This is a genomic window from Candidatus Syntrophosphaera thermopropionivorans (genome assembly GCF_004353895.1).
GTDB classification, from domain to species: Bacteria; Cloacimonadota; Cloacimonadia; order Cloacimonadales; family Cloacimonadaceae; genus Syntrophosphaera; species Syntrophosphaera thermopropionivorans.
In genome coordinates this window covers 178,420-192,631 of the sequence record NZ_SMOG01000001.1, presented here as the reverse complement: position 1 = coordinate 192,631, position 14,212 = coordinate 178,420, and the positions used below count along the sequence as shown (strand labels likewise).

Genomic DNA, 14,212 nt, shown 5'->3' with positions numbered 1-14,212 from the left:
ACTTAGAGATGGCGTAATTCACGACGCAATAGATTAGCATTACTAACCACCGTTACTGAGCTGATAGCCATAGCTATTTCAGCGATAATGGGATGTAATGCACCAAAAATCGCTAAGGGGATGGCAATAACATTGTAAAAGAAAGCCCAGAACAGATTCTGTCTAATCTTCTGGAAAGTAGTAAGAGAAAGCTTTATCGCTCGGGGAATGAGCTCTAATTTATTGGGAACGATTACAATATCTGCTGCTTCTATGGCTATATCTGCTCCCTGACCAAGAGCTATACCAATATCTGCTTGTTTAAGTGCTGGCGCATCGTTAATGCCATCCCCTACCATAGCTAAAGCACCATATTCATCTTGTAATTCTTTAATAATTTTAGCTTTATCTCCAGGAAGTGCATCAGTTATAAATTTATTGATACCACATTCTGCTGCAATGGCAGAAGTGGTCTCTTGATTATCACCACTCAATAAAATGCTTTCAATTCCCATTTCTCTTAGAGTTTTTACTACCTCAAAAGCTTCAGGACGAATGGTGTCTGCCAGATATAGTATACCCAGGACTTGCTTCTCATCCGTCAAAAATACGGAAGTAGCGTAAGGATATTGTGTATCTTTTAGGTTGAGTTCGTCTATTTTAATCCCATTTTCTTTTAGGAGAGCAAGATTACCCAGATAATAGCTTTGACTATTTATTTTAGCAGAGATACCCTTTCCACTATAATTAGTGAATTCTTCAATAGGCAAGGTTTGCAGGTCACGAGCCTGAGCTTCTGTAATAATAGCTTTAGCCAGAGGATGTTCACTACCTTGTTCCAAACTAAAAGCAATCTGTAATATCTCTTGTTCGGAAAGTTTTGGACTCACTATCTTTAAAAGCTTTAAATTCCCATAGGTAATGGTGCCGGTCTTATCAAAAACTATAACTTTTACATCTTTCATCCTTTGTAAAGCTTCTCCATTTCTTATTAGAATCCCTCTTTCAGCTCCAATTCCACTACCCACCATTAAAGCTGTAGGTGTAGCAAGTCCCAGAGCACAGGGACAGGCAATCACCAGAGTGGCAATTGCCGCCATCAAAGCTGCAGCTAAGCCATAATTAGCTGAACTTAATGGAATAATTGTCCGAATGGCTTCGCTTATATTACTCATAAAAGACGGAAAAAGTAGCCAGGCAAAAAAGGTTAAAATGGATAGTGTCAAAACAACTGGAACAAATACAGATATTATCTTATCTGCTAATAGCTGAACTGGCACTTTGGAATTCTGAGCCTCCTCCACCAATTTTACTACTTGAGCCAGAAAACTATCTTTACCTACTCTTTCTGCTTGCACTTTAATAAAGCCATCAAGATTTAGAGTTGCGCCCAGAACCCTATCTCCTGCTTGACGATATACAGGTAAGGATTCTCCCGTAGCGATTGATTCATCAAGATTGGCACTACCCTCAATAATAATTCCATCGGCTGGAACTTTTGCTCCTGCTTTTACTAAAAATATATCTCCTACTTTAAGTTTATGCACTGGAATCTCTTTTTCTTCATCATCTATAAGCACAAGAGCTGTTTTTGCTCCCAGATTAATAAGTTTTCTAATTGCTGAAGAAGCCTGACCTCGTGCTTTTGTCTCCAGATATCTACCCGTTAAATGAAATGCCAGAATCATTGCTGCTATACCACTAAAATCATCTGCTCGTATTCCATTTACGATTAAAGATAAAGGAACTACCAGCAATGAAGCAATGGTGCCAATAGCTATCAATACATCCATATTAGTGCCTCCAGTGCTTATTGCCCTGAAAGCTGAAATATAGACTCTACGAGCAGGAAAACACATCCCTAAAATAGTTAAAGAAAATATTACCCAGTTTGCTGCCTTATGCCAGGAAGGCATCTCGTGAGATGCCATCATTATTAACATTATTGCCATCACAATGATGGCTATAATCCACATCTGAATCATATTCTTTCTGGCTATTTGCACTTTCTGTATCTGTTCATCTTCCGTCAGGATAATACTTTCCCGAACTGAATAGCCCAGAGATTCTATGGTTTTTACTATATCTTCAACCTTTAGATATCTATCATCATATTCAAGGGAAGCTTCTTCCAGTCCAAGATTAACACTTGCTGAAATCACTCCTTTTAAACTGGAGAGAGCTTTTTCTACTCGTGCACTACAGGCTGCACAATGCATACCGTCAATACCAAGATTCAACTGTTGTCTCATTTTTTTCACTCCTTTTTATATTAAAATCTTATTCTAATAAATCTGAAAGGCAATCTCTTTTTGAGATGCAGAGATAGGCAAGTCTCCTTAGAGTTATCCTGTATCACTGTAACCTATAAAAAACATTTATTTTTGCACCAGTTATTGCATATATCTATAAAGATATTAATTCCTGATGATTAAAGGAAATAACTAATGCCCAAAAAAACTTTTAAATATTTATCTCTGATACTTATACTGTTAGCTCCACTATTTCTTCTGGCTGAAACCTCCGTTGCACCTTTTAATATTGTTAATATTTCAGACAATTCTATCCAAATCCGCTTTGAACTTCCAGCCTGGTCTATGGAAAGAAGTGAAATTAATAATCTATCCCGAGTTAAAATAGACGATATCCCCTATCTTTTCCTGGAAGAGACCGAAACTCTACCTGTATTTAGCACGATGATTGCCATTCCCTATCAGGGAGGGGTCAATCTGCAAATAAACACTACTCAACAAAGTATTCAGAATCATATTAGACTTGATTTTGACTCATTACTTAGTTCTGAGAAGGCAAGCGGAAGATATAATGAAGAATTGTATCCTGCAAATTCAGTAGTAATATCAGAACCGCAAATTATGCGTGATTTTCGTATTGTCACTTTAAATATTTATCCCTTCCAGTATGACCAGAGTAAACAAACTTTATCCATCTTAGAATCAATTGATATTCAAATAAATTATGATAATCAACCTTCTATCAATGAAATAGAACCCCCCTTAAACTTATCTCCTGCCTTTGAAAAGATTTATCCTGCTCTGATTTTGAATTACGAACAGTTTATTACCCGTGATGAAATAACTTATTCTCGTCCCAGAATGCTGGTGATATATGGAAATTATTCAGATACTATCTATTTAACCCAGGTCAATAATTATGTTAACTGGAAAAAACAAAAAGGTTATATAGTAAATGCAGTTAGTACTTCTACTACTGGTAGCTCTTATACTTCTATAAAAAACTATATTCAAAATCAATACAATAATCCTTCAACTCGTCCTGATTATATTGTCCTTATTGGTGATACTTCCGGCAATATGGCTATCCCCAGTTACAATAGTTATATTGATTATTACTACACTTGGTTAGCTGGGAATGATAACCTGGGAGATGCAGCCATAGGACGAATATCGGTTGAGAGCACAGCCGATATGGTAAATTATATGGCAAAGGTCTCTTCTCTGGAAAGAGATGTAAATATTAGCACTGCTTCCTGGCTTAATAGTATGCTACTGGTTGGAGATTCCAGCAGTTCTGGTATTTCTACCATTTATACTAATAGATATATACATGATCATTCCTTAATGGTTAATCCTTCCTATACTTATACCGAACTTTATGGACCTTCTCCTTCTACTACCACTATCAATAATGCCATCAATCAAGGAGTAGTTTTCTATAACTATCGTGGTTATATTGGGATGAGTAATTGGCCCAATACAATCAGTCAATTAAATAACGGTTATAAGCTATTCCATAGTGTTTTTATTACTTGTAATACCGGTACTTTCAACAGTGGAACGAGTACCACGGAAGCGGTAGTTAGATATGGAACTGCAGCTTCTTTAGGAGGGGCAATAACCTCAATAGGAATGGCAACTTCTTCAACTCATACGCCTATGAACAACTGTCTGACTGTAGGAATCTTTCATGGCATCTATCCTCTGGGAATGCGAAATATGAGCGAAGCAATGCTCTATGCTAAACTCTATCTGTATGCTGTCTATGGAGTTAGCCAATCCACCCAGGCTTATAATTTCTCTTCCTATTGTAATTTAATCGGTGATCCTACTGCTTCTGTCTATGTAGGCATTCCTTCAACTTTCATTTCCAATGCACCTACTTCTATTCCTGCAGGTTCATCTACCTTAGAAATCACAGTTTTAAACGATTCCAATCAAATTGTGCAGGGAGCATCAGTCGTATTGAGCAATGAAAATGGACAGCAAGCTTTAGCTTATACCAATGCTCAAGGTAAAGCCTATCTGGAATTTGCTTCCAATCTCTCTGGCTCTTTAACCTTAACTATCAACAAAGATGATTTCAAACCCCTGGTATCAACCATTAATATTGTCAGCAGTGGTGGAATTGTTTTCAATGGTACAGAACTTGATGACAATATGTGGGGTAATGGTAATAGCTTGTTAGATGCTGGAGAAACAGTTGAAACATATGTAAGTCTTAAAAATACAACCAATCAAGTCTTGACGCCTGCTGTGATTGCAAATTGTTCTGATCCATATGTAACTTTAATTCTTGCCAGCCGAATTCAATATAATAATATAAATCCTCAAGCAAGTGGTGTGAATATTGACCCCATTGTTTTTAGTGTCGCTTCACATTGTCCTGATCAACATCAATTTTCCCTAAAACTTACAGTGGAAACTACGGCAGGTAGCTGGGAAGTATATGTACCATTTACAGTTCATAATGGTAATCTAAATATAGCCTCTTATACTTTTATTGGCGCTACTAATAACTACATTCATCCTGGTGATAACCTTCCTATGACTATTAGCCTAACAAATGTTGGTTCACTTGGGTTAAATGGAATAAATGCAAGACTACGTTCTCGTGATATTTACTTTACAATAACCGATTCTATTGGAACTTATGGGTCTATTCCTGTTGCCTCAACTGTTTCTAATAATTCTGACACTTTTAGTGTTTTTGCTCGAAGTACCTGTATAGACGGAATGGTGATACCTCTGGAACTTTATCTCTTTAACTCTGCGGGTTATAAGGAAACTATTTATTTTACTGTCACTATAGGACAAACTACAATACACGATCCATTGGGACAGGATGCTTATGGATACTTTATCTTTGATCAGGGTGACACAGGGTATGATCAGTGTCCAACTTATAACTGGATTGGTATTGCACCTGCGGAAGGAGGCAGTGGAACTCTTCTTCCTCTCTATGATCCAGGAAATACGAGTGATGAAGGAGATCAAACTTCAGCTGTAGCTATAACAACTGTTAATCTTCCCTTCCCCTTTAAATTTTATGGGATAGAATACACTCAAGCTTCTATCAGTTCTAATGGTTTTATTGCCTTTGGACAAACTCAGGATGCAGATTGGCGTAACTGGAGAATTCCTGATGCGGGAGGTCCAAGTCCTATGATTGCCGTTTTCTGGGATGATCTCACGCTTGGAACTGGTAGTGGTGTCTACACTTATTACAATGCAACTTTACACTATTTTGTAGTGGAATGGTATCATATGATTTCCGGATATAATAATAGCTCACTGGAAACCTTTGAAGCCATCTTATATGACCCCATCTATTATCCTACCTCCACCTTAGATGGACAGATTAAACTGCAATACCAACAATTCAATAATATTGATTTAGGTTCTGGTGATACTTTACCTCATGGAAATTATTGTACTATCGGAATTGAAGACCATACCGAAACTATAGGCTTGGAATATACTTTTAATAACACTTATCCTACTGCAGCAGCTCCACTTTCTCATAATTCCGCACTTTTTATTACTACCAGACCAATTTTACCAGATTATCCTTATTTAGTTTTAGAACAGATATTTGTGATAGATCCTAACGATAATGCCTATTTAGAACCAGGAGAAAATGCGGATCTATCTATTCGTCTGGGAAATCGTGGCTTGGTTAATGCTACTGGGGTCTCTGCAGTTATTTCCAGTTCTGATTCTTATGTAACTATCCTTAATTCCAGTACTAATTATGGAACAATACCAGCTCAGAGTAGTGGCTATCCTCAAACTAATTATTCTATATTCGTATCTCCTAATTGTCCAGCACATCATCAAATCAATTTTAATATATATATTACTTCTGATACTGGAAACTGGAACTATAATTTCCCACTGGAAGTAGTAGTTCCAGAACTCGGTTTTAATAATATGACTATCAATGATAGTGGCGGAAATAGTAACGGTATTTTAGACCCAGGTGAAACTGTCACAGTTAATATTCATATAGTAAATACAGGTGTAATTCCTGCCCCTCCTGGAACTGTAACTTTAACCTGTAATAATGCTGGAATAACAATTATTAATGGGACTGATACCTTCCCGGTCCTTGAACCAGCAGCTTTTGAACCTTTATCTTTTACTATTAGTGCCGCTTCCAGTATGAGTACTGGAACTTTAATTAACCTTATTTTTAATGCTGTCGCTGGAACCACTACTGCTCAACATTCTGAAACTGTGGAAGTTGGAGCACCTATCGTATTAACTATTGGAACGGGAACAGGAACCCAGTCTTATCCTCTGGATAGATATTATAATTATTGTGCTCATGAGTCTATTTATTTAGCCAGTGAAATTGGCTCTGCCTGCACCATTAAAAATCTTGCCTACTACAAAGCCAGCGGAGCAGATGTAAGTCCTATTGAATCCGTTACTATATATATGAAAAATACCACTGCTTCCACTTTGAGTTCTGGAACTTATAGCACAAGTGGATATACTCAAGTTTATAGTGGTTCCTTCCCTAATAATTCCACCTCTGGCTGGATGGAAGTCACTCTATCTCCAATGTTTGTCTATGATGGAACTTCCAATCTTTCTATCTTAATTGTTAAAGGACATCAACAATGGATATCAAATTATCCTATGTGGACTTATACTTCTACCAGTACCAGCAGAGCAAGACAAAATAGAAGCGATTCTGCTCCTCCCACAAATTTGACAACAAGTAACAATTTGCCCAATTTACGGTTAAAAATTTTCCCACAAGTTGAATCCTTACTGCCTCCTCAAAATTTCACTGCTATCCCCAGTCATCAATCTGTATATCTTTCTTGGTCTGCTCCAGTGTCTGGTAATCCAACTGCTTATAAGATATTTAGAAATTCATCCTCTATTGCAAATGTAACCTCTTTAACCTATACCGATTTCTCCGTTACTAATGGAGTCTCCTATTCTTATTATATCATTGCGCACTATTCCAATGGAGAATCCTCTCCTACTTCTACTATCACTGTTATACCAAATGCTTATCCTCCTACCAATCTTACTGCTTTGGCAGGAAATGCCACAGTGACTCTAAGTTGGAATCCTGCAGAAGGTCGTAACAGTCCAAGAGATAATACTAAAGAAAGATTGATTAGCTGTTATAGAGTTTATCGGAACAATGTCCCGATTCAGGATGTTACCGAAACCACTTATCAGGATACAGGTTTAGTTAATGGCACTACCTATTCTTATTATGTAACAACTGTTTACATTAATCCAGCGGGAGAATCAGCTCCCTCTAATACTGTTGAAGCCACTCCTCAAATGGTTTCTATTGTAGTTTTAGGATCAGGAACCTCGATTACCACTGGAGTACAAAATAGTCCTTTAAATATCTGTAATAATAGCGTTCATGGTCAATCTGTCTATACAGCTGCAGAATTAAATGCCGCAGGAATAGTTGGTCCCCTAAGAATCACTGCCTTAGGATTTTATGTGGTTACACCTCCAGCTTTACCATTACCTCAATTTTTGGTAAGAATGAAGCATACTGATGCTACCGATGCAGCAAACTGGCATACTTCGGAAAATCTTTTAACCACCTATACTAATCCATCCTTTATGCCAACTGAAGGCGGTTTTGATATGATGACTTTCAATACACCCTTTGAATGGAATGGAATAGATAATATTTTAGTGGATACTGCTTTCAGTCTGGTGGAAACTGCAAGTAACACGGGTACTTTGCAATATACCTCTATGACTAATGGTTATCGTTTCGTCTGGAGTAATAGTGATGACCAAACTGATGTCTTTACCGGAGGAATGGTTGTCAGCCGTAGATATAACATCCAATTATATCTTCAACCCATTGCTCAAGCTCCAGATATAACAGTTTTCCCTCTTTCTCTGGAATTCGGTAATGTAGAAGTAGGAACTTCTTCCTGGAACAACTTTACTATCCAGAATAACGGCAATGCAAACCTTACTGGAACAATAACAACCCCCCAAGGATATACTGTGGCGCCCTCTGAAAGTATTTCCTCTATAATTTATCCTTTAAATAAACAGGAAAACACACAAAGAAATACCATTAACTTTAATATCCCATCAGGAAACTCTGCTATTTTCAATATAACTTTCACTCCTCCCGCTGTAGGAACCTATAATGGAGAGGTATCTATCTTAAGTAATGACCCCGATGAGAGCTTGATAAACATTGCCGTATCTGGTACCGGTTTCCTTTATAACCTTATTTCTCCAGTGGTAAATATCTCATCAAATCTACAAGGAATCTTTCTCTCCTGGCAAACAGTTCCTTATGCCACTTCTTATCAAATCTGGACCTCTGATGATCCCTATGCAAACTTTACCCTTTTACAAACTGTAAATGAGAACAACTATCTGGATACACGTAATCTATCTAAAGTCTTTTATAAGGTCATTGCTATTCGCAATTAATTTATAAAGTCAATATTTTAAACCTGCTTTTGCCTCTTGAGTACCTTAGCTCTCTCTTAGCTCTTTTTTACCTAAAGTGCTAAGAGAGAGTCAAGTAGGAGATAAGAAACAAAAATATGATTTAACTATAAGTAAAGATAGATAATTACATAGTTTTCTTCAAGAAATATCTCTATGTTCTTAGCTAATGAACCCTGAAATATTTGTAAAAAAAGATAAATTAGCATACTCATTTACAAAGGTTATTGCCTATAATTGCCTTAAGAGGTATAATATATAAAAAAGATAACCAAATCCTAAACATAAATGAAGGCATCGTAAAAACTGAAATATATCCCTTATATAGAGGGATATTCAATAGAGAGTAAGTGTCATTAAATTATCTCTATTCGTTTAATTTAAGAAAAAGTGGGAATTATTATAAAATGCAACAAATACCTTTATAAATCTATTCACAATACCATCTTATAATCTTTGTGCATTTGCAATCCAAACCAATTCTTAAAAATAGGCTATCTTGAGTAATTTTCTAAATAAGAAATAAATTAATCTTGACAAAAATTGTTTGTTTGACTTAATATAAAAATGTAAAAAAAGGATATAGAAGAGAAAAAAATGAAAGGAGGTTTTTTCTGAATAACAGGTTATAAATCTACTCCAGCTTGAAACTTAGAGTTTTTTATCTTATTATTTATTATAGTTTTATAAATTTTTTAAAAGCTTTAAGGAGTGAATTTTAGTATGAGTTTTTTAAGAGAATTTTATTTTTAATGTTTTGTTAATAGGAATTAGGGTGATAGTTCAAAATGGCTGAAATAAAATGTCCAAAATGTGATTCTCCAATGGTGATTCGCACTTCGTATGAAGGAAAAAAATTTTATGGCTGCTCACGCTACCCTCATTGCAAGGGCACACTCTCCTATAAACCGAAAAAAATGAATGAGAAAAAAACTAACCCTCCTCCCCGCGCAAAAATAAATAGTTCAGTAGATTTAGATTATCCTCGTCCCTTTGTGGCAAGGGAAAAATTTGAAAACTATCAAGTAAGGTTTTTTGAAAACGGTGCGGTTCCCGAAGATTTTTTAGATCTCATCCAATCTGAAGAAATAAATGAAGAGTTTCTTAAAGCTATTTCACAATGGCGAATAGATTTTCATAAAAAGGAATGGTCCCAATCCCTTACAGAAATCCAAAATTCTCTTATTTCCGTAATGGAAAAAATATTAACCAGAGGGCATATTACCTTAGTCTCTCCCATAATAGAATCTAAATTTAAGGAGTTATTTAAGCTTGCTAATCCTGAATTTTACCCCGAACAAATACAATCATTACTAACAAGAGTTACGAATCAAAACCAGCTATCGCTTTATTTAGATAGTAAAGAGGAAAAGATTTTTTATGAAAAAATACTTCCAGACATTTTAGGAGAAGGATTTGAAAAATATGTAATTCCACAGGTTGATATTTCCAGTTTTATTCCTCCAAATAAAAATTATGACCAGGAATTTCAGAGAGTTGATTTTGCTATCTTTCATCCTGACCAAAAGGGAAAATTTATTGTAGAAATTGATGGAGAACAGCACAAAAGTCATATTGAGGCTGATAAATTACGAGATTCTATCTTACAGAATTATGGATACAAAGTTATCCGTATTCCGGCATCTGAAATTAGAAAAGGAAAGGGAGAGAAATTATCCTTATTAAAAAAGGAAATTTCTGGTATAATTTCTTCCTTAAATTCCAGCAAAGAATCTTATGCTTCTGATGAAGATATAATAAGATATTTAACTTCCATTAAAATATCTCATCAAATCCAACTGACTCTTCTAACTGCCATTCAATCAGGTCATTTGAACTTAGAAGAAACAGGATTATGGCATATTATCTCTGATATAGATGAACTTGGTATTTTTGATAAAGAAGAATCGCTTTCTATTCTTAAAGGATCAGTAGAAGATTTTATAGAATTAGCCGAATATTTATGTAAAATTTATACAATTGATTTAGCTTTAGAAACTCCCCTTATAAATATAAGTTCAGATTCTTATTCGGTGGAAACTGAAAATACCATTTATATCTCCTTTGCTAATTATTTTCCCCAACATTTGACCTGTTTTTATGTGCAGGACCTCTACTTCCCCTATCATATTACCAATTCTTCTATGTCAACTACGACATTAGTACCAGTTATTGAAAATCCAGAAGAAAGTGATTTAGTATACTTTCTACAATACCTCTTCAGAAAACCGTATTTTTTAGAAGGTCAATATGAGGGAATTATTAGGGCAATTACAGGTAAAGATGCTTTGCTACTTCTTCCCACTGGTGCAGGTAAATCCTTAGTTTATCAACTATCTTCATTGCTATTACCCGGCATTACAATAGTTATAGACCCTATTATATCGCTAATGGAAGATCAAATTGATAATCTTTCTCTGGTAGGAATTGATAGATGTATTGCTATTTCCAGCCTGATGGAAGATCAAGAAGAAAAGACAAGAGCAACTCAATTATTTGGTCAAGGAGAGTATCTCTTTGCTTATATATCTCCTGAACGATTACAAATTGAAGAATTTCGTGAGCAATTGAGATCTCTTACCGTTGGTATTCCCATATCTTTGATAGTCATTGATGAAGCTCATTGCGTATCTGAATGGGGACATGATTTTCGTACTTCTTATCTCAATATAGGAAAGACAAGTAGAAACCTTTGCAAAAATCCAAATAGCAATAGAATTCCTCCTCTACTGGCTTTAACTGGAACAGCCTCCAGAGCTGTTCTAAAAGATGTTCAAAGGGAACTTCAAATAGAAGACTTTGAAGCAATAGTCACTCCTAAAACCTTTGATAGAGCTGAATTAAAATTTGAAATTATCCATACCCCTTCAATAAATAAATTTAACATCTTAAAAGGCATTCTGATAAATAAACTTCCTCCTTTATTTAACACCACAAGCTCAGATTTTTATCAACCGCATGGTAAACAAACTAATGCTGGATTAGTATTCTGTCCTCATGTAGATGGAGAATATGGTGTAGAAATGATTGAACAAAAAATTAAAAATGAATTGCACATTCAAACTGATATTTACAGCGGAAAACAACCTAAGAATTATACCAGCAATGAATATAAAAATAAGAAAAAAAATGCTACCATTAAATTTAAACGTAATAAAATCCCATTATTTGTTTGTACCAAAGCTTTCGGAATGGGAATAGATAAACCAAACATTCGTTATACAATCCATTATAATATCCCACCATCTATAGAATCTTTTTATCAAGAAGCAGGAAGAGCTGGAAGAGATAAAAAAACTGCTTATTGCTTTATCATTGCTTCTAATGATTACAAACCAAGATCACATAAACTTTTAGATCCTAATGCAAAAATTGAAGATATAAATAAAATTTATGCCAATATTTCCAAAGATGTTGATGATGATATTTCAAGGAATATGTATTTTCACTTAAATTCATTTCAAGGGATAGAAAATGAAAAAAAGAATATGGAAACCATCTTAAACCATATCGGAGATATAACTCACCCCAAAAAACAATCTTTCACTATACCCAATAAATTATTATATAACAAGAATAGTTCCCCAAAAGATGATTCTGATAAAAAGGATAACCCGCGTGAAAAAACTGAAAAAGCCATCTATCATCTTAAATTATTAGGAATTATTTCTGATTACACTCTTAAATATAGTAATGATGAATTTACTATTTATTTAACTGGAGCCTCTAAAGAAGATATTATTGAAACATATAGTCAATATATTGAAAGTTATCAGTTTGGAAGAAGTCTTGCAGAAAAGAACAAAGCATTGAAATTTCTTTCCTTACCATTTAATGAATTTGTTTCCAAGATGATAGAACTGTTACTCAATTTTATTTATGAAGTGATTGAAAAGGGCAGAAGACGTGCCTTATCAGAAATGGTGCTTTTATGTGAGGAAGGTAAGAATGATCAAGAAATAAGACAACGAATTCTAAGATATCTTGAATCCACTGAATATTCTGAACAACTGGAAAAATTGATAAGTGAAGAAAATGGTGGTTTATTATATTGTATAGATGTGTTTAATGAAGCTCGCTCTCCTAATGAAGCTGCTGAACTTAGAGGTCAGGTTTCTCGTTATCTTGAAAGTTATCCCGATCATCCCTCACTTCTAATGTTACGTGCTATTTCTGAAATTTATACCAAAGAAAAAAATGCAGAAGTAGTGAAACAAAACTTCTTAGTTTCTATATCATCAGCATTGAACAACTATAATATAGAGGATAATCTGGTTTGTAATTTTGCTGGATGGTCAGCTACACTTATTGCAAAACGTGATACCTTCTTAGCTAAAGATATAATTTCTGATTTAATCAACGGTTTATTAAGGTCTCAAATAAGATACCTTATTGATGCTTTACCATTTGAACTTGCTGATATACCAGCATGGCATCTCATTTCAGAACTTAATAAAAATTGCCAATCCTTAATTTTAAAAAAGGGAGATTATAATGAATAAAGATACTGATAACTTTTTACAAGCTGAAGATACAGCAGTAAAATTGGTTGAAACCTTACAAGAACTTCATAATGAAGCAACTTCCTATCAATCTGCAACTCAAGAACTGGAAACGGTTAGACAGCGCCTTATAGGACTTATTGAATCTACCGAAAATATAGCTAGCGGAAGCTATGAAATTATTAAAATTCTTAAAGAAATTGGTGCTATGGAAATTCTGGAAAGACTGGAAAAACTTAAATTAAATCTTAACCAGGCAATTGATAACATCAATGAAAATAGCCAAGAAATTATCACCCTTATAAAAGATAATATCGAACCAGAACTTATGGAAGGCATCACTAAACTGGAATATAGTCTTAATCAAGCAGCTGATAAAATCAATAAAAATAGCCAGGATATTATCACGCTTATAAAAGATGATATTAAACCAGAAATTATAGAAGGCATCACTAAACTGGAAACCAGTCTTAATCAAGCTACTGATAAAATAAATAAAAATAACCAGGAAATTATCGCGCTTATAAAAGATAATATCGAACCAGAACTTATGGAAGGTATCACTAAACTGGAAAATAGTCTTAATCAAGCTGCTGATAAAATCAATAAAAATAGCCAGGATATTATCACTCTTATAAAAGATAATATTGAACCAGAAATTTTGGAACGCATTGCTAAACTGGAAAATAATATTAACCAGGCTTTTGAAAAGGTTAATAAAGATAATCTGGAACTTATGAAAACCTTAAATGAAGTTATTGAACCAGAAATCCTTAATAGAATTGAAGAATTAGAAAATAAATCTATGGATAAATTAGAAGAACAAGGTAAGGTAATAATTCACATAAACAAAATGCTCAATAGTGCTATTGCAATATTATTGTTATTGGGGGTTATAATATTAGTCTTGATTTTTTCTATGTTTCAATAATTGAAGAATAATAAAATCTGTCCAAATAATTAGTTTCTTGCGAGTCGGATGAAAATCCCTTTATAATTAATAGTTAA

Annotated in this window: 4 protein-coding genes and 1 pseudogene; 4 read left to right on the top strand and 1 reads right to left on the bottom strand. The window is 34.6% G+C overall.

Annotation, left to right across the window (positions count from 1 at the left end):
• Positions 1-2: 2 nt before the first annotated feature.
• Positions 3-2,231 carry a heavy metal translocating P-type ATPase gene (locus E0946_RS00805; protein ID WP_133200566.1) on the bottom strand — a complete coding sequence of 743 codons (2,229 nt, stop codon included), beginning with the start codon at positions 2,229-2,231 and terminating at the stop codon, positions 3-5.
• 195 nt (positions 2,232-2,426) lie between these two features.
• Between E0946_RS00805 and E0946_RS00800 the strand changes: the two genes are divergently transcribed.
• From E0946_RS00800 to E0946_RS00790, 4 genes and pseudogenes are all read left to right on the top strand, one after another.
• Positions 2,427-8,684, top strand: a complete 6,258-nt coding sequence (locus E0946_RS00800) for a C25 family cysteine peptidase (RefSeq protein WP_133200565.1) — start codon at positions 2,427-2,429, stop codon at positions 8,682-8,684.
• A gap of 806 nt (positions 8,685-9,490) precedes the next feature.
• A pseudogene (locus E0946_RS07470) lies at positions 9,491-9,601 on the top strand (topoisomerase DNA-binding C4 zinc finger domain-containing protein); the annotation flags it as partial.
• An 18-nt stretch (positions 9,602-9,619) separates the two neighbouring features.
• Positions 9,620-13,204: a RecQ family ATP-dependent DNA helicase gene (locus tag E0946_RS00795; protein ID WP_243713676.1), complete on the top strand. Its 3,585-nt coding sequence runs from the start codon at positions 9,620-9,622 to the stop codon at positions 13,202-13,204.
• Entirely contained in the window at positions 13,197-14,135 is a 939-nt protein-coding gene (locus E0946_RS00790; RefSeq protein WP_133200563.1) for a hypothetical protein, read from the top strand. The genes E0946_RS00795 and E0946_RS00790 overlap by 8 nt, the downstream gene beginning before the upstream one ends.
• Positions 14,136-14,212 lie beyond the last annotated feature (77 nt).

What these genes read in the sequence shown, in the direction of transcription:
- E0946_RS00805 (WP_133200566.1), bottom strand. Translation starts at nt 2,231, where the DNA reads ATGAGACAACAGTTGAATCTTGGTATTGACGGTATGCATTGTGCAGCC.
- E0946_RS00800 (WP_133200565.1), top strand. Translation starts at nt 2,427, where the DNA reads ATGCCCAAAAAAACTTTTAAATATTTATCTCTGATACTTATACTGTTA.
- E0946_RS00795 (WP_243713676.1), top strand. Translation starts at nt 9,620, where the DNA reads ATGAATGAGAAAAAAACTAACCCTCCTCCCCGCGCAAAAATAAATAGT.
- E0946_RS00790 (WP_133200563.1), top strand. Translation starts at nt 13,197, where the DNA reads ATGAATAAAGATACTGATAACTTTTTACAAGCTGAAGATACAGCAGTA.